Genomic DNA, 20,945 nt, shown 5'->3' with positions numbered 1-20,945 from the left:
CATGGGGGTTTGCCGGAGTGACGGACGAACTCGGCACGCTGTTGCGGCGACTGCGGAAGGAGGCGGGGCTGACGCAGGAGCAGCTCGCGGAGAAGGCCGAGGTGAGCGTACGAACGATCCGCCGGCTGGAGCGCGGCGGCTCCACCGACCACCGGCTCGGGACGGTCCTCCTGATCGCGGACGCGCTGGACGCCTCGCCCGAGGACCGGCAGCGGCTGGCGGCGATCATCACCGAGGGCCCCGGCCCCGGTCCCGGCCCCGGCCCCGGTCCCGGCCCCGGCCCCGGTCCCGGTCCCGGCCCCGAGACACCGCCGGAAGCCCCGCCACCGCCCGCACCCCCGGCGCCCCCGGCGCCCCCCGCGCGCCCGGTCCCCGCCGCCCTCGCCGACGCCGTCGACGAGCTCGCCCGCGAGGTCCGCCGCCGCTGGCGCCGCGAGGAGGAGCAGCGCCGTGTCCACGACCCGTTCCCGTTGCCGGTGCGCTGGCGGCCCGCGCCCGAGGACCTGATGGACAGCCCGGAGAACGTCCAGCGCCTCGCGCCCGGCGAGCGGGCGGCCCGCCTGGACCTCGACGGCGACCTCCGCTCGGTGGCCGAGGTCTACGGGCAGATCCCCTCGGGCCGGCTCGTGGTCCTCGGCCGGGCCGGCTCCGGCAAGTCGATCCTGACGATCCGCTTCGTCCTGGACCGGCTGCGGGACCGGGCCGTCCCGTCCCGCGTGCCGGTGGTCTTCAGCCTCGGCTCCTGGGACCCGACCACCACCACGCTGCGCGACTGGCAGATCGACCTGCTCCTGCGCGACCACCCGCACCTCGTCGGCCGGGGCCCCGGCGGCGGCACGCTCGCCGCGGCGCTGATCGACGCCGACCTCGTCCTGCCCGTCCTCGACGGCTTCGACGAGATCGCCGAGGGCCTGCGCCGCGACGCCCTCGACGCGCTCAACGACACCTCCCAGCCGCTCGTCCTCACCAGCCGCCGCGCCGAGTTCGCGGAGGCGGTCGAGGCGGCGAGCACGCCCCTCGTGTGGGCCGCCGGGATCGAGCTCACCGACCTCACCCCCGCGGACCTCACCGACTACCTGCCCCGCACGGCCCGCCCGGTGACCGCGGGCCCCGGCGGGCCCGAGCCCCTCTGGGACGCCGTCCTCGCGGAGCTGCGCACCGGCCGCACGGACGGCGGCGTGCGCCTCGCCCGCGTCCTGAGCACCCCGCTGATGGTCATCCTGGCCCGGACGATGTACAGCGACGCCCCCGACCGCAGACCCGCCGAACTCCTCGACGGCGAGCGCTTCCCCACCGAGCACGCCCTGGAGGAGCACCTCCTCGCCGGCTTCGTCCCCGCCCTGTACCGCCGCCGGGCCCCCGAACGCGAACCCGTCGCCGGGCGCCCGCCGCGCACGTGGGACGTGCAGCGCGCCGAGCGCTGGCTCGGCTACCTCGCCGACCACCTCGTTCGCCACGACCGGCCCGACCTGGCGTGGTGGCAGATCGGCGGCTCGGTGCGCCGCCCGCTCCGGATCCTGGCGACCGCCCTGGCCGCCGCGCTGTCCGTCACCGTGGCGGAGTGGCTGGTCGGCGTGGTCGTCGTCGTGTTCTACCGGAGCAACCCGCAGGTCAGGTGGGAGCGGTTCCTCCTGGAGGGCACCCTCGTCGGGCCGATCGCCGGCCTCGCCGTGGGGGCGGTCTACGCGATCATGACGGTCTTCGGCGGCCTCGCCCTGGAACCGACGTACGTCCGGCTGCGGCTGTTCGCCCGCCACCACGGCGGCGGGCCGCGCACGGTCCGGGTGTTCACCGGCCGGTTCGCGGCCATCATGTTCGGCGGCACGGTGCTCGGCCTCGGCGTCGCGCCCGCCCAGATGCTCCAGCGCACGCTGTACTTCGGCGCCCCGCTGATCGACCACGACGTGTTCGTGGGCATGCTCATCAACATGCTGGTCTACGGGCTGATCTTCGGCTCGGCGGCCGGCACGGTCTTCGGGCTCACGAGCATGCTCGAAGCGCCGCTGGACACCGCCTCGGCGGCCACCCCGGTCGCCCTGCTGTCCTCGAACCGGACCACCGTCAGCCGGCAGGTGCTGGTCCTCGTCCCGGCGTTCACGCTCGCGATCGCGCTCGGCGGGCGGGTGATCGTGGTCGCGCTGAGCGGCCCGCTCGGCGTGCTGAACTGGCCGCTCGCGGACGGGCTCTACATCGGGGCGATCGGCGGCATCGGCGGCACCCTCGCCTACGCGCTCGGCTTCACCGCCTGGGGGCAGTGGATCATCCTGACCCGCGTCTGGCTCCCGCTGACCGGACGCCTGCCGTGGAACGTCGCGGCCTTCCTGGACGACGCCTACCGGCGCGGCGTGCTGCGCCAGAGCGGCGCCGTCTACCAGTTCCGCCACCTGCGGCTGCAGTACCACCTCGGCCACACGTTCCGCCGGGAGCACGCCCACTACCGGCAGGCCACCTTCCCCGAGGCGGCCCGCCTGCCGTCCGCGACCTCGTAACGCCGGTCAGCCGCGGATCCCGGCCGCCGCGAGCCTGCGCTCCACCTCGCCCCACTCGGGCGCGACGAGCGCGGTCGGCCGGGATCCGACGCCGAGGTCCTTGAAGCCGCTGGACGTCGACACGCAGACCACCGGGCCCTCGACGTCCCCCACGGCGCGCAGCCCGGCCAGACCGGCGGCGGAGGACAGTTCCGTCCACAGCCCGGCGCGGGCCAGCTCCCGCTGGGCGGCGGCCAGTCGGGCGTCCTCCAGGGCGAGTGCCCGCCCGCCGCTGCCGCGCACCGCGAGCACCCCGCGGTAGCCGCTGACCGTGCTGACGATCGAGTACGCGTCCGTCGGCCTCCGGTCGGCGTGCGCCACCGGCAGGCCCTCACGCACGGCCTGCGCGAGCGGCGCGGCGGCGGCCGGCTCGCAGGCGAAGATCCGCGGCACCCGGTCCGTCACACCGAGCCGCTCCAGCTCGACGAAGCCCTTCCACACGCCGTACAGCAGCTCGGCGTACCCCGTCGGCACGAAGACCGCGCCCGGCACGCCGAGGTCCCGGTGGATCTCGTACGCGATGGTCTTGTACCCCTCGGGCCCGTACGCGTGCCCGGTGTGCGTCGTGGTGAGGTTGCTGACGGGGTGCAGGCCCAGCCGCTCGACGACCCGCCGCATCAGCGGCCACCGCGCCTCCCACGGCACCGGCAGCACCACCGCGCCGTACGCGTTGAGGAACGAGTCGACCGCGGGCGGCAGGCTCGGGCCCGTGAACACCACGCACGGCAGCCCCGCCCGCGCGGCGTACGCGGCCGCGGAGGCGCCGTGGTTGCCGGAGGACGCGACGACGATCCCGGGCGCTCCGGCGGCCACCGCGGCGCTCGTCGTGCAGCGGTTCAGCCGGTCCTTGTGGCTCCAGGTGGGGTTGCGCGACTCGTCCTTGACGTACACCCCCGGCTCCAGCTCCACCAGCGGCGTGCCGCCCTCGCCGAGGCCCGGTGCGAGCAGCGGCGGCAGCAGCGGCGCCCAGCGGTCCAGCCCCGCCCGCCCGGCCGGCCCCCCGTACCGCGCCGAGGGGCCGAACAGCGCCTCGACGTCCACCTTGTCGTAGGCGTAGTCGACCTCGGCCGGGTACGAGACCTCCGGCGTGCTCGTCTCCGGACAGCCCTCCGTGAGCGGCGGCAGCAGCGGGTAGCCGACCGCCGGATCGCCCAGGGAGCGCTGACCGGTGGCGAGGGAGGCAGGGTAAGCGTCAAGGACCATGGGCCGACCTTACGACGGCCGTCGGCGCGCTGTCCGAAGAACCGTCAGAAGATCGAGCAGCCCGACAGCGTCGTCATCGCGTCCAGCGCGGCCACCGCCGCCACCGAGTTGCCCGCCTGGTCCAGCCGGGGGCCCCACGCGCAGACCGCCGCCCGCCCCGGCAGTATCGCCAGGATGCCCCCGCCCACGCCGCTCTTGCCCGGCAGGCCGACCCGGAACGCGAACTCGCCCGCCGCGTCGTACGTCCCGCACGTCACCAGCACCGCGTTGACGCGCTTCGCCTCGCTGCGCGACATCATCCGCGAGCCGTCCGCCCGCACGCCGTACCGGGCCAGGACGGACCCCGCGAGCACGAGGTCCCGGCAGCTGGCCGCGATCGCGCAGTGCGCGTAATAGTGGCGCAGGACGTCCTCGACCGGGTTCTCCAGGTTGCCGTGGCTCGCGATGAAGTGCGCCAGCGCGGCGTTGCGGTGGCCGTGCTCGGCCTCCGACTCCGCCACCACCGGGTCGGTGTCCAGCAGCGGGTTGCCCGCCTCGCGGCGCAGGAACTCCCGCACCGCCCCGGACGCGTCGCCGGTCAGGCTCTGCAGCCGGTCGGTGACCACGAGCGCGCCCGCGTTGATGAACGGGTTGCGCGGGATCCCGTGCTCCGTCTCCAGCTGCACCAGCGAGTTGAACGGGTTGCCGGACGGCTCGCGCCCCACCCCGCGCCACAGCCCGTCCCCGCCGTACGACAGGGCCAGCAGCAGGCTGAACAGCTTCGAGACGCTCTGGATCGAGAACGGGCTCTCCCAGTCCCCGACGCCGAACAGCTCCCCGTCCACCGTCGCGACGGCCATCCCGAACGCCTCCGGATCGGCCGCCGCCAGCGCCGGGATGTAGTCCGCGACCTGCCCCTGACCCGTCGTCGCCCGCGCGGCGATCTCCGCCGCCTCCAGCAGCCCCCGATAGTCCAGGCTCTCCCCGACAGGCACACCGTTCACCGCTGTTCCTCCACATACGCGCGTTTCGGGCCCGATTATCCCTGCCCGCCGTCCCCGCCGGGGGACCCGCCCCGGCACCGGGGCCCCCGGCGCGCCCTGGTAGCGTCGACGGGCCGGCCGCGGGACTCCGGTGCGACTTCCGGAACGTGCCTCTACCGCAATGATTCGCAGTTCGCGCCCCCATTCCCCGGCCGGCACCTCCCCGCCCCCACCGCCGGAAGGCCCGGAAGGCCATGGACGCGTACGCCGACCTGATCGCCGCAGACGACGTGCTGCTGTTCGTCAACGCCGCCATCACCGCCACCGGCCAGCGCGAGTTCCACGCCACCGCCGACCAGCAGCAGCTCTCGCTCGGCTTCCTCCACGAGTACGTGCGCGTCAACTACCGCGAGCCCTACGCCGCCGCGCTCGCCCTCGACATCAACGACCACAACGCCGCGCTCATCATCCGCCACCTGCTGGAGACCACCCGCGACGCCACCCCCGAGCAGCGCCGCGCCGAAGGCCGGCTCATCGCCCGCCGCCTCGCCCTCCTGCCCCCGCAGCGCGTCTACCGGCTCATCGCCGAACTGCGCCGCCGCAAGGTCAACAACCGCCGCACCCGCGCCATCCTCCGCGACTGGCTCGCCGCCCGCCCCGACCAGGCCCTCGACGCCGTCAAGTACCGCGCCGGCCTCAAGCGCGCCCTGCGCCACACCCACCTGCGCCCCGGCCACGACGAGGTCGGCGCCTTCCTCTTCGCCCCCGCCACCGCCCGGGCCCCCTACCGCACGCCGCTCCTCGACGCCTGGCGCCGCGCCCACTACGAGCAGGGCGCCCTCTACGAACTGCCCTACACCGTCGCCGAGGGCTTCGCCCACCGCCACGGCATCCCGCGCGGCGCGTTCCTCGACCGCATCGCCCCCCGCATGACCGCCCTCGAACGGCTGCGCCTCCAGGAGTCCGCCCGCGGCCGCGGCGCCACCGTCGGCACCGACCTCGCCCGCATGCCGCTCACCCGTCTCGCGACGTACGTCCTCGCCCTGCCGGCCGAGGACCGCACCGCCCGCCGCGCCGAACTCACCGCCGCCCTGCGGACCGCGGCCCGCCGCGCCGCCGGAGCGCAGGCCGGCAGGTGGGGGCGGGTCGCGGCCGTCCTGGACGACTCCTTCTCGGCGTACGGCTCGGGCGTCAAGCGCCGCCGCCCGCTGGCCGTCGCCCTCGCCTGCCACTTCCTCCTGGACGCCCTCGCCGCCGACTACACCGCCCACTGGACCAGCGGCCGCACCGACGCCCTCCTCGCCCACCCGCACGGACCCACCCCGCTCGGCCGCCGCATCCTCGACGCCCTCGACGCCGCCCCCGAACCCCCGCAGCGCCTCGTGATCGTCTCCGACGGCTGGGACAACGCCCCGCCCGGCCTGGCCGCCGAGGTCCTGCGCGTCTGGCGCACCCGCCTCGACCCCGAGCGGCGCACCGGCATCGTCCACCTCAACCCCGTCTTCGACGCCGACGGCTTCGACGTGCGCCGCCTCGCCCCGACCGTCCCCACCGCCGGACTGCGCGATGCCGAGGACCTGCCCGCCCTCGTCGAGTTCGCGCGCTTCGCGGAGGGCCGCACCGACCTCGCCGAACTCACCGCCCACCTCGCGGCGTGCACCGCCCGCTTCCTCGCGGCCGGGGAGGCCCGATGACGACCACCGCCTTCCGGATCGACCCGGCCGGCCTCGACACCCGGCCCGCCCAGGTGTGGGGCGGCGTGCGGCTCGTCCCGCTCGTGCGCGACGAGCCGATCGCCGACCTGCGCCTGCACCAGGAGCTGTACGACCGCGAGTACGCCTCCATCGCCGTCGGCCGGCGCACCGCCTACACCTCCTACATCCCCCACGGCTTCGTCGCCGACTGGACCCGCGACGGCACGCCCGCGGCCGCGTACGGCACCCAGCTCACCGGCCCCGGCGGCGACACCGCCCCCGAACGCCTCCGGCTGCAGCCGCCCCGCCGCATGGCCAAGCGCGAGAGCCGCACCCGGCTGCGCTTCCTGCCCCTGCACCTCGCCCTGGAGGGCTACCTGGCCCTGCACTTCGGCGGGCCCACCATCGCGTGGGAGCAGTGGTCCCAGCAGGCCCTGCGGCGCGGCCTGTCACCGCGCGCCGAGGAGGCCTACAGCGGCGACCAGGTGCGCGGACTCGCCGACGCCCTGCGGGTGTTCGAGATCCACCCCGGCCAGTGCGGCGTCGCCGTGTACGTCGCCGACGCCCTCGCCGCCGCGTTCGTGCTGCCGCACCCGGACGACTACCGCGCCCTGCACCGCAGCCTCCTCCTCGACCTGTACGGCGAACTCGTCCACCACTACGCCACCTACGCCGCTCCCGTCCCGGACTTCCGGGCCGACCTGAGCACGACCTCCGTCCGCTCCCTCGCCGACCTGCGCACCGCCGTCGACGAGCAGGAGCGCGCCTGGTCCCGCTTCCACACCACGACCATGGCCGACGGCCTCCTGGACGCCGACTACCGGGCGCAGACCGTCTACCGGATGTCCCGCTTCACCCTCTCCCGCTTCCTCCCCGACTTCCGCCCCAAGCAGGAGAACCACATCGGCGAGGCCGTCACCGACGACACCGGCCGCCTCGCCTACCTCAAGACCTTCCGCCTCTCCGAGGCCCAGGTCCGCCGGGGCCACCTCCTGACCCGCCTGGCCGCCCACGACTGGCACCTCGCGAACACCGCCGCCGCCCTGGGCCTCACCACACCCCAACTCGCCCTGCGCCTCGAAGGCGCGGGCTTCGGCCACCTGCTACGCCAGGACATCCTCGACCACTACCGCAAGCAGGCCCGGCAGGCCGGTTAGTGACTGGAGGGCGCTCCTCCCGGAGTCCTCGCCCCGTCCGTGACCCGACCGCCGTTCCCCGGATGACCGCCGGGTAGGGTGCGGCCATGGTTGATTCCGCATCACACGCCGTCACTGCCAAGGCCGTCGCGCGCCGCCTCCTCGGGGAACTCGGCGCCGCAGGGCTGACCCTGGAGGCTGTCGCCGCAGCCGGGCCGGCCCTCGCGGACGTCCAGGCGGTGTACCCGCACCGGGACGACCTGCTCACCGCGCTGATCCTCGACGCCTACAACGCCTCCGGCGCCGTGATGGAGGACGCCGACCGCGCCGCCCGGGACGCCGGGGAATCCGCGGGCGCGAGGCTCCTCGCCGTGACGCGCGCACTGCGCGGCTGGTCCTTCGCCCACCCCGAGGAGTTCACCCTCGTCTACGGCTCGCCCGTCCCCGGCTACCACGCCCCGCAGGAGACCGTCCCGGCCGCGTCGCGCACCCCCGCCGTACTGGCGGCGATCGTGCGCGAGGCCCTGGAGGCCGGCGAACTGACCCCGCCCGCACGGAAGGTCCCCGGCCCGCCGCTGCTGCGCCCGGAGGCGCTGGAGCTCTTCGGCGGCGCGCCGGGGGAGCCGTTCTCCGACGTCGTCGAGCGCGGCATCGTCCTGTGGAGCGGCCTGATCGGCCTGCTGGTGTTCCAGGTGTTCAGCCGCACCCACGACAGCGTCCGGGACGAGGCCGCGTTCTTCGACTACGCCGTCGCCGTCGCGGCCGAGGGCGTCGGACTCGTGGTGCCGCTCTGACCAAGCCCTACTTAGCGTTCGTCCCGCCGGGCCAGGACGGGCTTGACGTCCAGGACCGGCGTGCCGTCGACGGCTTCGAGACCGCTCACGCGGATCCGCAGGCCGTCGACGGCGAGGATGGTGACGCGGTGGAGGCCGATCGGGTTGGGCCGGTCGGGGGAGCGGGTGGCGAAGACGCCGGTCTCCGGCCGGGAGCGCTCCCCGCGCGGGCGGACGGCGAGCACCTCGCGGTCCGCCCGGTCGAGCCAGGTGAGCAGCAGGACCTCCTGCCCGACCGCCAGGTCGGCGAGGGCGCGTTCCACCGCGGGGTCGAACGCCAGCCAGGCCTCCGGCCCACCCTCGTCGCCCTGCCGGGGCGCGCCGGAGCGGTCCAGCAGCGGTGATTCCACCCGGCCGATCGCCCGTACCTCGAAGTGCCCGTCCGCCATCGCTCGCTCCCCGCTCGGTGGTTGTCGCTCCCGGTCCGTTCGATCCCTCCGATGATGCCGTGCGCGGCGCTCAGGCGCGCAGGAACGCCTCCAGAGCGCTCGCGAAGGCCACCGGGATCTCGTACATCGGGTAGTGGCCGGAGTTGGGCAGGACCTCCAGCTCGGCCTGCGGGTAGTGGGTGAGCCAGGTGCCGCGCATCGCCTCGGCGGTGAGGGCGAGGTCGTGCTCGCCGACGAACACCTTGACCGGCAGCGGGCTGCCCGCGACCTTGGCCGCGAAGTCCTGGGTGGTCCAGTCGGCGAGGTAGGCGGCGAAGGCCTCCGGCCGGGAGCCGGCCACCGAGCGGGCCGTCATCGCGTCGAGCCAGCGGGGGTTGGCCCGCTGCCCGGTGACGAGGTCGAGGATCGCCCGCCGGTTGGCCGGGTTCTGCGCGGCGCCGTGGAAGAGGTCGTACGCGTCGCCCTCCAGCGGGTAGGCGCTCGCGGGCACGGGCGTCACGCCGACCAGCTTGCGCACCCGGCCGGGCGCCTCGGCGAGGATGCGCTGCGCGGCCTTGCCGCCCATCGAGTGGCCGACGACGGAGAAGGTGTCCCAGCCGAGCCGGTCGGCCAGCGCGAGTGCGTCCGAGGCGATCTCGGCGAGCGTGAACTCGCCCTCCACATCCAGTCGTTCGCCGTAGCCCCGGTAGTCGAGGAAGGCGTAGCCGAACGCCTCCGGGTCGAGGTAGTCGAGGAACGGGCCCCAGGCGGCGCTGGTGCCGAACCAGTCGTGCAGGACCAGGACCTTGTGCTCGCCGGTGCCGAGGGCGCGGTGGGCGATCGTCATGCGGACTCCTGTCGGGTGGGGTGGCGCGTGGTGGCGGGCCGTTACCTTCCCAGCCCGGGCCGAAGTACTCCTGGGCTCCGCCGGGCCCTCCGGAGCGCCCCCTTCGCCGCGGGCCGTGCCTGTGCCCCGACGGCGGCTTCGGCCTCGGGCTCCGGGCCGTCCCCGACGGCTGCGAGGCCGGCCTCGCCCGGGGCCGACGGGGCCGCGCCGCTCCGCGTGGAGGCACTCGTTCGGTGGTCACGGCTTTTGCCCTCCCGGTGGGCGCCCGCAAGGTGGAGGCAGGAAGACCGTCCCCGAGGAGCGACAGGCGGAGAGCCATGCCGATCTACCAGACCGCGCGCTACCGAGTGAACGCCGAGGCCGTCGACCGGGTCCTGGCGGCGATCGAGGAGTTCGTCGGCTACGTCGCGGCGCACGAGCCCGACACGTGGATGTACACGGCCTGGCAGCAGAAGGACGACCCGACGCGCTTCGTCCACCTCTTCACCTTCGCCGACGAGGCCGCCCACCGGGCGCACGGCGAATCGGAGGCGGTGCGCCGGTTCCAGGCGGCCTACGCGCCGGAACTCTCCGAGGGGCCCGTGGTGTTCACCGACTACCGGCTGGTCGCCACCAACGCGGGCCGACGGGCGACCGCGCCCTGACCTTCGGCGCCCTGACCTTCGGCGCCCGACCGGCCGGGGTCAGAGCGAGTGGGCCACCGGGTGGCGGGGCTGGTAGAGGCCGACCTCCCCGCCGCCGGGCAGGCGCAGGGCGGTCTTCAGCCCCCAGCCGACGGAGGTGACGGGCTCGGTGAACTCCACCCCGCGGGCGGTGAGTTCGCGGACGGTGGCGTCGACGTCGTCGCACATCAGGAACAGCTCGTGCCAGGGCGAGCCGCCCGGGTGGACGGCGATCTCGGCCGGGGGCAGCTTGAAGACCAGCCACCCGCCGCCCGCGTCGACGTGCGGCCAGCCCAGCACGTCGCGCAGGAAGACGCGGTCGGCCTCCGCGTCACGGCTGTGGATGATCAGGTGGGCACCGTTGATCATGTACTCACGGTAACCGGTGTCGGCCCTCACTGCCTCCGCAGGTCGCCGGAGAAGCCCGCGACGACCAGGTGCAGGCTGCCGTCCGCGTTGCGGGTGTACACCTGGTCGTAGGGCCAGGCGACGCACCCGCTGCCCGGGCTTATCGGCGCTGTGCGCAGGACGACGCGGTCGGCGGCGGCCGACGTGAGGCTCGCGGTGGCGTCGCAGGACGGTGTGCCGGCGCCGGTGTTGTTGGTGATCTCGGCGACGGGCTCGCCCTTCTGGCCCTGCCGGATGGTGATCTTGAAGTCCGCCTCCGCGCGGATCGCGGGGCTGCCGAGCCGGCCCGCCCAGGTGCCCAGGAAGTCCGCGGGTATCGCGCCCGCAGGCGTCGGGGCCGGTGTCGGCGTCGGGCTCGGTGCCGGGGCTGTGGTGGTCGCCGTGGCGGCCGTCGTGGCCTGACCGGCCGAGGAGGTGCTGCTGCCGCTCGCCGTGGTGCCGTCGGGTCGGTTCCAGAGGTACACGCCGGTGCCCAGCAGCGCGGTCGTCAGGACGGCGGCGACGGCCACGCCGATGCGCCCGAGGCCCCGGCCGGCGGGTTGCCGGTACGGCGGCGGGTAGGGCGAGGGAGGGGTGGCGGCCAGGGTCAGGGGCGGGGCCTGGGGCAGAGGCGGGCCGAACTGCCCGGTCAGGGGTGCGAAGGCCGGCGGGGCGGGCGCCACGGTCGGGGGCGGCGGAGCGGGGGCCGCGGCGGCTCCGTCCAGGTCCAGCAGCTCGACCGCCAGCCCCGCGAGCGACCCGGCGACCGCCGGCGGCAGCCACGCTCTCCGCTTCAGGCGCTCGGCCGCCCCGGGGTCGTCGGCGGCCAGCCACGCCCCCAGCCGCTCCGGGGACGGCCGGTCCGCGGGGTCCTTCGCGAGGCAGGCCGCCACGATCGCGCACAGCTGCGGGTCCACCGCGTCCAGCGGCCCGAGGTCGGGGTCCTCGTGCAGCACCCGGTAGATCATGACGTGCGCGCTCACCCCCGAGCCGAACGGCGCCTCGCCCGTGGCCGCGTACGCGAGCACCGCGCCGAGCGAGAACACGTCCGACGCGGGCCCGGCCTTGGCGCCCCCGGCCTGCTCGGGCGAGAGGAAGCCGGGGGAGCCGACGACGAACCCGGACTGCGTGAGCGCCGTCGCGTCCAGGGCCCGGGCGATCCCGAAGTCGATCAGCCGCGGCCCGTCCAGCGCCAGCAGCACGTTCGACGGCTTGACGTCCCGGTGCACGAGCCCGCGCCCGTGCACGGCCGCCAGCGCCTCGGCCAGCCCGGCCCCGAGCGAGCGGACGGCCGGGGCGGGCAGCGGCCCGAAGTCCCGCACCGCCGCGCTCAGCGCGGGCCCGGCCACGTACCCGGTGGCCACCCACGGCCGCTCGCCCTCGGTGTCCGCGTCCAGCACCGGCGCCGTCCAGCTCCCGCCCACCAGGCGGGCCGCGGCCACCTCCTGCCGGAACCGCACCCGGAACTCCGGGTCCGCCGCGAACTGCGCGTGCACCGTCTTGACGGCCACCGTCCGCCCGCCGGCCGTCCGGCCCAGGTAGACCAGGCCCATCCCACCCGCACCCAGGCGGCGCAACAGCCGGTACTCGCCCACCTGCCGCGGATCCCCGGGCCCCAGTGCCTCCACGCCGTCGCTCCCCTCGCCGCCCCCGCCCACCGTCACGTCACGCCAGACGGTACCGGTGCACCACCCGGTTGCGGGCCGGAGCTCCGAACATCCGCTCCAGTGAGCGGACTTACGCGTTCCCGTCCAGCACGAGCGCCCACGCCAGGCAGCCCAGCGACGCCGTGCACAGCACCGCCCGCAGCACGTTGAACCGGGCCCAGCGCTCCTCGAACACGCGTCGCACGGCCGCCGGGTCCGCGATCCGTGCCGGCAAACCGGCCTTCTCCAGCTGGTCGTTGAGAGGGATGTTCACCGCCCGGGTCACGCCGATGTTCCCCACGTACAGCACCAGCGCCGCGATCGTGGCGGGCAGCGCGTCGTGCCCCTCCTCGGGCAGGTGCAGCGCGACGGCGGCCGCGCCGAACAGCAGCGCGCCGACGTAGCCGAGCACGAACCAGCCGTTCAGGATCGCGACGTTGACCTTCTGCATCACGTCGATGAACGTGCGGTCGTCGACCCGCCGCAGCGCGGGCATCACGGAGCACGCGTAGGCGTAGAACAGGCCCGCGGTCAGCCCGCAGGTGATCGTCGCCGCCACGAGCACGAGTGTGCGCGACAGTTCCATCTCGAAGGGCCCCTCACTGTGTGTCTCGGAGTCCCGGCGTCCCGATCCCTCGGTCCCCGCTGACTCGGTCCGTCCCCGTGCGCGTCGATCATCGGGCACGAACGGGTGCCGGGGCCACCCCGGCCGCTCAAGACGCCCTCAAATGACAATCCGTCAAATCATGCTCCCGCATCTACACTTGGCGGCCATGGACACGCTGACCGGACTCCTGGACGGCCCCAAGGCGCGCGGGGCGTTCCTGCTGCGCTCGATCCTCACCCCGCCGTGGTCGCTGCGCATCGAGGACCGCGCGCCGCTCTCCGTGGTCACCATGGTCCGCGGCGACGCGTGGATCCTGCCCGAACGCGGCACCCCGCTGCTCCTGCACCCCGGCGACGTCGCCATCGTGCGCGGCCCCGAGCCCTACACCGTCGCCGACGACCCCGACACGCCCGTCGACGTGATCGTCGGCCCCGGCCAGCAGTGCTCGCGCGGCGGCGTCGACGTCTCGGAGACCATGGCCCTCGGCGTCCGCACCTGGGGCCACGGCAACGAGCGCGACGACGCGTCCTCCGTCGTCCTCTCCGGCACCTACCAGGCCGAGCACGAGATCGGCCAGCGCCTCCTCGCCTGCCTGCCCGCCCTGCTCGTCCGCCCGGCCGGCACCGCCGCCGACGACACGCTGATCCACCTCCTCGCCGCCGAGATAGGGCGCAACGAGCCCGGCCAGGAACTCGTCCTGGACCGCATCCTCGACCTCCTCGTCGTCTCCGTCCTGCGCGCCTGGCTCGCCGCGCCCGACTCCGGCGCCCCCGCCTGGTACCGCGCCCAGCACGACCCCGTCGTCGGGCCCGTGCTGCGCCTCATGCACGACGACCCGGCCACCCCCTGGACCGTCGCCGACCTCGCCCAGCAGGTCGGCGTCTCCCGGGCCGGCCTCGCCCGCCGCTTCACCGCCCTGGTCGGCGAGCCCCCGATGGCCTACCTGGCCGGCTGGCGCCTCGCCGTCGCCGCCGACCTCCTGCGCGAGCCCGAGTGCACCGTCGCCTTCGCGGCCCGCAAGGTCGGCTACAGCAACGCCTTCGCCCTCTCCGCGGCCTTCAAGCGCGTGCGCGGCGTCAGCCCCCAGGAACACCGGCGCCTCGCCTCCACGAGCACCCCGAACCCCACGCCGGGCTTCTCCGGCCCCGCCGAGACGGTCGTCCTGGCCGGCTGACGGCGTCGTCACTCCTGGTGACCGTACGATCGCCGAAAGAGATCTTCGCGCGTCCTCGAAAATTCCTGGCGAGGGATGTCGAGAACGCGCGCCCGGCTCCGTCCCCGGGGTGGAAGCGACCACAATGGGTCGCACCGCACCGAGGAGAGACACCATGGCCAAGTACCTGCTGCTGAAGCACTACCGAGGCGCCCCGGCTCCGGTCAACTGCGTCCCGATGGACCAGTGGACGCCGGAGGAGATCTCGGACCACATCCGCTTCATGCACGACTTCGCCGCCCGGCTGGAGAAGACCGGCGAGTTCGTCGACGCCCAGGGCCTCGCCCCCGAGGGCATGTGGGTCCGCTACGACGGAGAGGGGCGCCCGGCGGTCACCGACGGCCCGTTCCCCGAGACCAAGGACCTCATCGCCGGCTGGATGATCATCGACGTCGACAGCCGCGAGCGCGCCGTCGAACTCGCCGGCGAGCTGTCCGCCGCCCCCGGCGCCGGCGGCAGGCCGATCCACGAGTGGCTGGAGGTCCGCGAGGTCATGGCCGCGCCGCCCACCATCACCGAGTAGCCTGCCGGGACGTGACCACCCCCATGGACGAAGCACTGCTCAGGAGCCTCACCCCGGGCGTGCTCGGCGCCCTCGTCCGCCGCGGAGCCGACTTCGCGGCGGCCGAGGACGCCGTCCAGGACGCCCTCGTCGAGGCCCTCCGGGTCTGGCCGGCCGACCCCCCGCGCGACCCGAAGGGCTGGCTGGTCACCGCCGCCTGGCGCAAGTTCCTCGACGCGACCCGGGCGGACTCCGCCCGCCGCCGCCGCGAGGACCGCGTCGACGAGGAGCCGCCGCCCGGGCCCGCGCCCGCGGCGGACGACACGCTCCAGCTCTACTTCCTGTGCGCCCACCCGTCGTTGACGCCCGCCTCCGCGGCCGCCCTCACCCTGCGCGCCGTCGGCGGCCTCACCACCCGCCAGATCGCCCAGGCCTACCTCGTCCCCGAGGCGACCATGGCCCAGCGGATCAGCCGCGCCAAGCGCACCGTCTCCGGCGTGCGCCTCGACCGGCCCGGCGACGTCGCCACCGTGCTGCGCGTCCTCTACCTGGTCTTCAACGAGGGCTACTCCGGCGACGTCGACCTCGCCGCCGAGGCCGTCCGGCTCACCCGGCAGCTCGCCGCCGTGATCGACCACCCCGAGGTGGCCGGACTGCTCGCCCTCATGCTGCTCCACCACGCCCGCCGCGCCTCCCGGACGGCGCCCGACGGCGGCCTCGTACCGCTCGCCGAGCAGGACCGCACCCGGTGGGACACCGGCCTGATCGCCGAGGGCGTCGGGATCCTCCAGGCGGCGCTCGCCCGCGACCGGCTGGGGGAGTTCCAGGCCCAGGCCGCCATCGCGGCGCTCCACGCGGACGCGCGGACCGTCGAGGAGACCGACTGGGTGCAGATCGTCGAGTGGTACGACGAGTTGGCGCACCTGACCGACAGCCCGGTCGTCCGCCTCAACCGCGCGGTCGCCGTGGGCGAGGCCGACGGCGCCCGCGCCGGGCTGGCGGCCCTCGCGGCGCTGGACGACTCCCTGCCCCGGCACACGGCGGCGTCCGCGTACCTCCACGAGCGCGACGGCGACCTGGCGACGGCGGCCCGGCTGTACGCCGAGGCCGCGCACAAGGCGCCCAACCTGGCGGAGCGCGACTACCTGACGCGGCAGGCGGCGCGGCTCAACGCCCGCCTGCGGGGGTGAGCCGCCCCCGGCCGCACGATCGAGCCTCCGTCGGTAATTCGGTTGACCTCGTGGTGCGGGAACGATCCACTGTGGCACGGGACATCACGCGTCGTGAGTCCGGCACCCAGGGGAGGCAGCAGCACCGATGGAGATCCGTTCCACGAGCAAGGAAGACCACGGCGTCTTCCTCGACACGCTCTTCGCCGCGTTCGGACGCTTCCCGGAGACCCCGGCCGAGGACGGCAGCGGGGTCTGGTGGTCGGCCCTGGAACTGGACCGCGGCGTGCTCGCCGAGACGTCGGACGGCCGTCCCGTCGGCACCGCCATCGCGTACTCCTTCGAACTCACCCTGCCCGGTGGGATCGTCGTCCCGGCCCCCGGGGTGTCGGGCGTCGGCGTCCTGCCCTCGCACCGCCGCCAGGGCGTGCTCACCGCGATGATGCGGCACCAACTCGACGACTTCCGGGCCCGGGGCGAGTTCCTCTCCGTCCTGCTCGCCTCCGAGGCGGGGATCTACGGCCGGTTCGGCTACGGCCCGGCGACGTACACGGGCCGCCTGACGGTGCCGCGCCACCGGGGCGCGTTCGCCGCGCCCCGGGCGGGTGGTGCTGCCGAGGCCGGTTCGGTCGAACTCCTGCGGCGCGCCGAGTGCGGCGCCATCATGGAGGACGTCTACGACCGGTACCGCCGCGCCCAGCCCGGCGCCGTGTCCCGGCCGCCCCACTGGTGGGCCCGGGGCGCCGGTCACGCGCCGACCGCCCGGACGCCGCGCTACGTCGCCGTCCACCGCGGCGCCGACGGCGTGCCGGACGGGTACGCCAGCTACTCGATGGGCGACCCCGACATCCTCACGGTCGACGAGATCATCGCCACCGACGACGCGGCCTTCACCGCCCTCGCCCGCTACCTGCTCGGCCACGACCTCGTCAGCCAGGTCGTGTTCAAGCACGTCCCGCCGGACCACCCGCTGCGCTGGCAGCTCGCGGACTTCAACGCCGGCCAGGTGGCCAACCACTCCGAGTGGCTGTGGGTGCGGCTGCTCGACGTCCCGCGCGCGCTCACCTCGCGCGGCTGGTTCGCCGACGGCGAGCTCGTCCTCGACGTCGACGACCCGTTCCTCGGCGAGCGCGCCCGCCACCTGCTCACCGTCCGCGACGGCAAGGCCGACTGCGTCCCGACGGACCGCGAACCCGACCTGTCCCTGGACATCCGCGACCTGGGCGCCGTCTACCTCGGCGGCACCGCCCCGAGCACGCTCGTGCGCGCCGGACACGTCCGGGCCCACCACCCGGGCGCGGCCGCCCTCGCCGACGCCCTCTTCCGCGCCGAGCGCCAGCCGCACTGCCTGCACTGGTTCTGACCTGCGGGCGGGGCGCGATCAGTGGGCCGGTGCGGGCCAGGTCGCCGGCAGTGAGTAGTGCCAACCCGCCCGCCAGGCGGGCGGGTTGGCGAGGACCTCCACCAGCGGCACTCCGGTCAGGAGGTGGTCCAGGGCCCACCGGTTCGCCGAGTGCGCGATGAGCAGCACCCGGCGGCCGTCCCAGCGGGCGGCGAGGTCGTGGAGCAGGGCGTCGGTGGCCGCGACGACCTGCCGGTAGCTCTGCCCGCCGGGAAACGGCTCGTCGACGTGCCGGAGCCGCCGGACGGCGACGAGGGAGGCCGGCGCGCCGTTGAGCTCGCCGTAGTCGCACTCGCGGAGCCGCACGTCCTGGTGCAGCGGCGGCACGCCGTCCGGGAACGCGATCCGGCCGGTCTCGACGGCCCGGTGCAGGTCGGAGGTGAACACGGCCGCGAACCCGCCGTCGCGCCGCCGCGCGCCCAGCTCCGCCGCCTGCCGCCGGCCTGCTTCCGACAGGCGGCCCGGGAGGTGGCCGGTGGCGATCCCGGCCTCGTTGTCCGTGGTCGTGGAGTGGGTCTCGTAGACGAGCTCGACCGCCATCGAGGGCTACCCGTTGCCGGCCGGCTTCGCCCCGCCGCCCTTGACCGGCCGCGTGTGGATCTTCGAGATGCAGGCCGGCAGCGCGGCACCGTCCTCGTGCTCGCGCGCCCGGTACGCGCTCGGGGTCTCGCCGACCAGCTCGGTGAACCGCGAACTGAACGACCCCAGCGACGTACAGCCCACCTCCATGCAGACCTCCGTCACCGTGAGGTCGCCACGCCGCAGCAGGGCCTTCGCCCGCTCGATCCGCCGGGTCATGAGGTAGCTGTACGGCGTCTCCCCGTACGCGGTGCGGAAGCTGCGCGAGAAGTGGCCCGCAGACATGAGGGCGGTGCGCGCAAGCGCCGTGACGTCCAGCGGCTGCGCGTAGTCGCGGTCCATCATGTCCCGGGCCCTGCGGAGCCGGACGAGGTCGTCGAGCGGCACACGGGACGCGTTACCGGCGGCTCTGCTCATCGATGACGTCTCCCCGCTCGGGCCACTGCGTTATGACCGAGGGTACCCGCCGACACGGGCGATGAGGGCGGAGATGTGGTGAGTGAGCCGCTCCGGGCTCTCCAGCGGCAGGTTGTGGCCGCTGCCCGGGATCGTGTCCAGCTGCGTGTCCGGCAGCGCGCGGGCGAGGTGATGGCTGTGGTTCGGGTTGACGATCTTGTCCTGGGTGCCGGTGAGGACCGTGGTGGGCGCGGTGATGGCGGCCAGCTGCGGCCGCAGGTCCATGTCGTGCGTGGCACCGAAGTAGGCGGCCCGGACGGCGGGCGGGGTGTTCGCGAACAGCTGCCGGTTCTGCTCGCGCGTCGCGAGGGTCGCGGTCGGCGCGAGCGTCTTGCCGAGCAACTGCCGCCCGAGCCACGGCACTCGCAGCGCCCGCGTGAACAGCTGACTGCCCATCATCCGGATCTCCCCGGCCGGGGTCACCTGGTCGTGCGAGGCCGTCGACGCGAGGAGCAGGGCCGCCAGCCGCCGCGGAGCCGCGTCCGGCGTCGTGGCATGGAGGTGCGCCGCGTAGGCGAGGGCCGCGTAACCGCCGCCGGAGTGGCCGGCCACGACGACGGGCCGGTCGGGGGACAGCGTGTCGACGACCGTCGCGAGGTCCTGCCCGAGCCGGGCGATGCTCAGCGGCTGCTCCCCGGCGGTGGACGCCGCGTGCCCCCGCTGGTCGTACGAGGCCACGGTGTGCCCGGCGGCGGCGAGCTGCCGGGCGACGGCGTGCCAGACCGTCCGGGAGGCGGCCCACCCGTGCACCAGCACCACCAACGGGCTGTCCGGGACGGGGATTTCGGGCCGGTGGAGCGTGACGGCGAGCCGGGCGCCGTCGTCGGTGGTGATGGTGCGGTCAGTGGTGATCATGCCTTCGTCCCCTTGCCCTTGGCGGTGTCTCGGTGGGTGCCTCGGTGGATGTCTCGGTGGGTGTCTCACCCGGTGCCTCGCCCGGTGCCTCGCCCGGTGCCTCGCCCGGTGTCGATGGTGGGTACGGGCATCGGCCTTCCGGGGGTTGGCCGTTCCGGTGTGGTCAGAGGATGTGCTGGCCGGGGGTGAGGGTGTGGCGGGGGTCGTGGCGCTGCTTGGCGGTGGTGAGGGTGGTCCAGCGGGCGCCATAGTGGCGCTGCCAGTCGGTGGTGGTCATGTTGGGGATGGCGCCGACGAGGTAGCGCTTGGCGCCCAGGCGTACGGCGGCGTCGTAGAGGTCGCGGTTGCGCCGGAGCGCGGCGGTGGGGTTGGTGCCGGGGGCGGGGAAGGTGAGGAAGTCGAAGAGATACGTGGTGGGGTGATCGGGGGTCATGGCGAGGGGCCGGGTGATCTTGCCGGTGGGGAAGGGGTAGAAGAGGAGGAGCCCGGCGCCGAGGTCGGTGGGGGTCACCTTGGTGAGGGCGTAGCGGGCGAACTCCTGGGCCCGGCCGGCGGGGAGGAACATGCTCAGCCAGGGCTTGGGGGCGCTCCAGTAGCCGAGGCTCTTGAGGTTGGCGGCGAAGGCGTCGACGCGGAACGTGTAATCGCGGTAGGTGGTATCGCTGATCTGGGTGTCGCCGGGCACGGGTGTGAGGCCGGCGAGCAGGGGTGCGGCGTCGGGGGGTGTGGTGCCGTTGTAGTGGGCGACGGCCTCGATCTTGTAACGGGCGTTGGGCGTGGGGTTGGCGGGGGATCGGGGCAGGAGGATCTCGCCGACCTGGCCGTCGAAACGCCCGTCGGCCATGATGCGCTCCTGGTCGGCGCAGTAGGCGGCGATGTCGTCGTAGAAGAGCAGGAACACGCGCGCGTTCTCCGGCGCCTTGGTGAGGGCGACGGTGGCCCGGGTGATGATGCCGACCTGGCCGGCACCGGCGAGGGCGGCCTCGAACAGACCGCGGTTGCGGGTGGCCGAGGCGGTGAGGGTGCGGCCGGTGCCCGTGACGATCTCGATCTCGCTGACCGTGTCGGCCTGCAGGCCGTGCTTCTGGACGGCGTTGCCGATGCCGCCGACGCTGATCGTGCCGCCGATGGAGAGGTGGAGGTAGTCGGTGAGGCACGGCGGGGTGAGGCCCTGCGCGAGGGCGGCGTTGGTGAGCTGGGCCCAGGTGACGCCGGGGTCGACGACGGCGTGGGTGGGGGTGATCGCGTGGATGGTGTCCAGTGAGCGGGCGTCGATCGCGATGCCGCCGGGGACGGCCGCCTGGCCGTAGTTGGAGTGGGACTCGTACTCGCCGTCGGTGCCGCCCTGCCCGTTCATGGCGACGGTGAGGCCGGTCTTGTTGGCGTAGTCGATGATGGCCGCGATGTCGCGGGTGGAGCGGGGCCGCAGCACGGCGCGGGGGGTGTTGTGCGTCAGACGCCCGAAGTCGTCCGAGAAGGCGGCAAGCGTGGTGGCATCGGTGGTGAGCGTGCCGTCGAGCGCCGGGACGGGGACGACGTCGGCGACCGCGTCCGTCGATGTGGTGGCCCAGGCGCGCGTGGCGGTGTTCCAACCGATGACGGCGGAGGCCGCGCCGGCGATCAGCGTCCGTCGGGACAGGCCGGGTGTGTGCATGTCGGTGGTCTCATTCCGGTGATGGTTTGTGGGTGTGCTCTTCGGTTTTGTGTGTTGGTTAGTTGTGGGTGTTGTGGGTGTTGTGGGTGGTGTTTTGGGTGGTGGTGGTTTGGTAGTTGGTGTGGTCGAAGTGGTTGGTTTGTTTGCGGTAGGTGTGGGTGTAGGTGGGCCAGATGGTGGGGTTGTTGCCGTGGGTGTCGTGGTACCAGCTGTGGCAGTTGCCGGTGTTCCAGACGGTGTTT

20 protein-coding genes and 1 pseudogene are annotated in these 20,945 nt (G+C 74.4%); 9 read left to right on the top strand and 12 right to left on the bottom strand.

The genetic code is table 11. The features are described 5' to 3' along the window. Positions 1-17: 17 nt before the first annotated feature. The gene (locus ACFVU9_RS38415; protein WP_387601623.1) at positions 18-2,489 is read left to right on the top strand and encodes a helix-turn-helix domain-containing protein; all 2,472 of its coding nucleotides are present in this window, start codon (positions 18-20) and stop codon (positions 2,487-2,489) included. 6 nt (positions 2,490-2,495) lie between these two features. On the opposite strand, the gene ACFVU9_RS38410 is transcribed toward ACFVU9_RS38415, so the two are convergent. Together ACFVU9_RS38410 and ACFVU9_RS38405 are read right to left on the bottom strand one after the other, a co-directional pair. Continuing rightward, positions 2,496-3,731: a pyridoxal-phosphate dependent enzyme gene (locus ACFVU9_RS38410; protein ID WP_387601620.1), complete on the bottom strand. Its 1,236-nt coding sequence runs from the start codon at positions 3,729-3,731 to the stop codon at positions 2,496-2,498. A gap of 44 nt (positions 3,732-3,775) precedes the next feature. Beyond that, positions 3,776-4,687, bottom strand: coding sequence for a glutaminase (locus ACFVU9_RS38405; protein WP_380491589.1), 912 nt, complete (start codon positions 4,685-4,687; stop codon positions 3,776-3,778). 260 nt (positions 4,688-4,947) lie between these two features. Between ACFVU9_RS38405 and ACFVU9_RS38400 the strand changes: the two genes are divergently transcribed. The 3 genes from ACFVU9_RS38400 (at position 4,948) to ACFVU9_RS38390 (ending at position 8,317) form a co-directional block, all read left to right on the top strand. Then, positions 4,948-6,387, top strand: coding sequence for a hypothetical protein (locus tag ACFVU9_RS38400; RefSeq protein WP_387601617.1), 1,440 nt, complete (start codon positions 4,948-4,950; stop codon positions 6,385-6,387). Next, positions 6,384-7,544: a hypothetical protein gene (locus tag ACFVU9_RS38395; RefSeq protein ID WP_380447162.1), complete on the top strand. Its 1,161-nt coding sequence runs from the start codon at positions 6,384-6,386 to the stop codon at positions 7,542-7,544. Before ACFVU9_RS38400 ends, ACFVU9_RS38395 begins: the two co-directional genes overlap by 4 nt. Positions 7,545-7,630: 86 nt before the next feature. Further along, positions 7,631-8,317, top strand: a complete 687-nt coding sequence (locus ACFVU9_RS38390) for a TetR-like C-terminal domain-containing protein (RefSeq protein ID WP_387601614.1) — start codon at positions 7,631-7,633, stop codon at positions 8,315-8,317. 11 nt (positions 8,318-8,328) lie between these two features. On the opposite strand, the gene tsaA is transcribed toward ACFVU9_RS38390, so the two are convergent. Both tsaA and ACFVU9_RS38380 read right to left on the bottom strand, forming a co-directional pair. After that, the gene (tsaA, locus tag ACFVU9_RS38385) at positions 8,329-8,745 is read right to left on the bottom strand and encodes a tRNA (N6-threonylcarbamoyladenosine(37)-N6)-methyltransferase TrmO (RefSeq protein ID WP_380447158.1); all 417 of its coding nucleotides are present in this window, start codon (positions 8,743-8,745) and stop codon (positions 8,329-8,331) included. Between the two features lie 70 nt (positions 8,746-8,815). Next, a complete protein-coding gene (locus tag ACFVU9_RS38380) occupies positions 8,816-9,571 on the bottom strand; it encodes an alpha/beta fold hydrolase (protein ID WP_387601611.1) in 756 nt (251 codons plus the stop codon). Between the two features lie 317 nt (positions 9,572-9,888). On the opposite strand from ACFVU9_RS38380, the gene ACFVU9_RS38375 reads away from it, so the two are divergent. Further along, a complete protein-coding gene (locus ACFVU9_RS38375) occupies positions 9,889-10,215 on the top strand; it encodes a putative quinol monooxygenase (protein ID WP_387601608.1) in 327 nt (108 codons plus the stop codon). A gap of 39 nt (positions 10,216-10,254) precedes the next feature. Here ACFVU9_RS38375 and ACFVU9_RS38370 read toward each other — a convergent pair whose 3' ends face one another. The 3 genes from ACFVU9_RS38370 to ACFVU9_RS38360 form a co-directional block, all read right to left on the bottom strand. Continuing rightward, positions 10,255-10,602: a VOC family protein gene (locus ACFVU9_RS38370; RefSeq protein WP_387601605.1), complete on the bottom strand. Its 348-nt coding sequence runs from the start codon at positions 10,600-10,602 to the stop codon at positions 10,255-10,257. Positions 10,603-10,628: 26 nt separating this feature from the next. Beyond that, on the bottom strand, positions 10,629-12,284 hold the full coding sequence (locus tag ACFVU9_RS38365) for a serine/threonine-protein kinase (RefSeq protein ID WP_387601603.1): 1,656 nt from the start codon (positions 12,282-12,284) through the stop codon (positions 10,629-10,631). Between the two features lie 73 nt (positions 12,285-12,357). Continuing rightward, entirely contained in the window at positions 12,358-12,852 is a 495-nt protein-coding gene (locus ACFVU9_RS38360) for a DUF1772 domain-containing protein (protein WP_387601601.1), read from the bottom strand. A gap of 187 nt (positions 12,853-13,039) precedes the next feature. On the opposite strand from ACFVU9_RS38360, the gene ACFVU9_RS38355 reads away from it, so the two are divergent. From ACFVU9_RS38355 to ACFVU9_RS38340, 4 genes are all read left to right on the top strand, one after another. After that, complete coding sequence (locus ACFVU9_RS38355; protein WP_387601598.1) at positions 13,040-14,047, top strand: AraC family transcriptional regulator; 1,008 nt, start codon at positions 13,040-13,042, stop codon at positions 14,045-14,047. Positions 14,048-14,201: 154 nt separating this feature from the next. Next, a complete protein-coding gene (locus ACFVU9_RS38350) occupies positions 14,202-14,609 on the top strand; it encodes a YciI family protein (protein ID WP_359974921.1) in 408 nt (135 codons plus the stop codon). Positions 14,610-14,632: 23 nt separating this feature from the next. Continuing rightward, a complete protein-coding gene (locus ACFVU9_RS38345) occupies positions 14,633-15,778 on the top strand; it encodes an RNA polymerase sigma factor (RefSeq protein WP_387601643.1) in 1,146 nt (381 codons plus the stop codon). 127 nt (positions 15,779-15,905) lie between these two features. Continuing rightward, positions 15,906-17,120 carry a GNAT family N-acetyltransferase gene (locus ACFVU9_RS38340; RefSeq protein WP_387601594.1) on the top strand — a complete coding sequence of 405 codons (1,215 nt, stop codon included), beginning with the start codon at positions 15,906-15,908 and terminating at the stop codon, positions 17,118-17,120. 18 nt (positions 17,121-17,138) lie between these two features. Here ACFVU9_RS38340 and ACFVU9_RS38335 read toward each other — a convergent pair whose 3' ends face one another. The 5 genes and pseudogenes from ACFVU9_RS38335 to ACFVU9_RS38315 all read right to left on the bottom strand — a co-directional run. Then, positions 17,139-17,699, bottom strand: coding sequence for a histidine phosphatase family protein (locus ACFVU9_RS38335; RefSeq protein ID WP_387601591.1), 561 nt, complete (start codon positions 17,697-17,699; stop codon positions 17,139-17,141). Between the two features lie 6 nt (positions 17,700-17,705). Beyond that, the gene (locus ACFVU9_RS38330; RefSeq protein ID WP_380447138.1) at positions 17,706-18,155 is read right to left on the bottom strand and encodes a helix-turn-helix transcriptional regulator; all 450 of its coding nucleotides are present in this window, start codon (positions 18,153-18,155) and stop codon (positions 17,706-17,708) included. A gap of 30 nt (positions 18,156-18,185) precedes the next feature. Further along, the gene (locus tag ACFVU9_RS38325) at positions 18,186-19,049 is read right to left on the bottom strand and encodes an alpha/beta fold hydrolase (protein WP_387601587.1); all 864 of its coding nucleotides are present in this window, start codon (positions 19,047-19,049) and stop codon (positions 18,186-18,188) included. 163 nt (positions 19,050-19,212) lie between these two features. Next, on the bottom strand, positions 19,213-20,703 hold the full coding sequence (locus ACFVU9_RS38320) for an FAD-binding protein (protein WP_387601585.1): 1,491 nt from the start codon (positions 20,701-20,703) through the stop codon (positions 19,213-19,215). A 58-nt stretch (positions 20,704-20,761) separates the two neighbouring features. After that, a pseudogene (locus tag ACFVU9_RS38315) lies at positions 20,762-20,945 on the bottom strand (cyclohexanone monooxygenase); the annotation flags it as partial.

Source organism: Kitasatospora sp. NPDC057936, from assembly GCF_042887525.1.
In the GTDB taxonomy this organism is placed as follows: domain Bacteria; phylum Actinomycetota; class Actinomycetes; order Streptomycetales; family Streptomycetaceae; genus Kitasatospora.
The sequence above is the reverse complement of the archived record's forward strand: the minus strand, read 5'-3'. Positions and strand labels throughout refer to the sequence as shown.

Excerpts from the sequence above, each read along its gene's own strand:
- ACFVU9_RS38410 (WP_387601620.1), bottom strand. The coding sequence starts at position 3,731 with ATGGTCCTTGACGCTTACCCTGCCTCCCTCGCCACCGGTCAGCGCTCC.
- ACFVU9_RS38400 (WP_387601617.1), top strand. The coding sequence starts at position 4,948 with ATGGACGCGTACGCCGACCTGATCGCCGCAGACGACGTGCTGCTGTTC.
- ACFVU9_RS38395 (WP_380447162.1), top strand. The coding sequence starts at position 6,384 with ATGACGACCACCGCCTTCCGGATCGACCCGGCCGGCCTCGACACCCGG.
- ACFVU9_RS38390 (WP_387601614.1), top strand. The coding sequence starts at position 7,631 with ATGGTTGATTCCGCATCACACGCCGTCACTGCCAAGGCCGTCGCGCGC.
- tsaA (WP_380447158.1), bottom strand. The coding sequence starts at position 8,745 with ATGGCGGACGGGCACTTCGAGGTACGGGCGATCGGCCGGGTGGAATCA.
- ACFVU9_RS38380 (WP_387601611.1), bottom strand. The coding sequence starts at position 9,571 with ATGACGATCGCCCACCGCGCCCTCGGCACCGGCGAGCACAAGGTCCTG.
- ACFVU9_RS38375 (WP_387601608.1), top strand. The coding sequence starts at position 9,889 with ATGCCGATCTACCAGACCGCGCGCTACCGAGTGAACGCCGAGGCCGTC.
- ACFVU9_RS38370 (WP_387601605.1), bottom strand. The coding sequence starts at position 10,602 with ATGATCAACGGTGCCCACCTGATCATCCACAGCCGTGACGCGGAGGCC.
- ACFVU9_RS38360 (WP_387601601.1), bottom strand. The coding sequence starts at position 12,852 with ATGGAACTGTCGCGCACACTCGTGCTCGTGGCGGCGACGATCACCTGC.
- ACFVU9_RS38355 (WP_387601598.1), top strand. The coding sequence starts at position 13,040 with ATGGACACGCTGACCGGACTCCTGGACGGCCCCAAGGCGCGCGGGGCG.
- ACFVU9_RS38350 (WP_359974921.1), top strand. The coding sequence starts at position 14,202 with ATGGCCAAGTACCTGCTGCTGAAGCACTACCGAGGCGCCCCGGCTCCG.
- ACFVU9_RS38345 (WP_387601643.1), top strand. The coding sequence starts at position 14,633 with ATGGACGAAGCACTGCTCAGGAGCCTCACCCCGGGCGTGCTCGGCGCC.
- ACFVU9_RS38340 (WP_387601594.1), top strand. The coding sequence starts at position 15,906 with ATGGAGATCCGTTCCACGAGCAAGGAAGACCACGGCGTCTTCCTCGAC.
- ACFVU9_RS38335 (WP_387601591.1), bottom strand. The coding sequence starts at position 17,699 with ATGGCGGTCGAGCTCGTCTACGAGACCCACTCCACGACCACGGACAAC.
- ACFVU9_RS38330 (WP_380447138.1), bottom strand. The coding sequence starts at position 18,155 with ATGAGCAGAGCCGCCGGTAACGCGTCCCGTGTGCCGCTCGACGACCTC.
- ACFVU9_RS38325 (WP_387601587.1), bottom strand. The coding sequence starts at position 19,049 with ATGATCACCACTGACCGCACCATCACCACCGACGACGGCGCCCGGCTC.
- ACFVU9_RS38320 (WP_387601585.1), bottom strand. The coding sequence starts at position 20,703 with ATGCACACACCCGGCCTGTCCCGACGGACGCTGATCGCCGGCGCGGCC.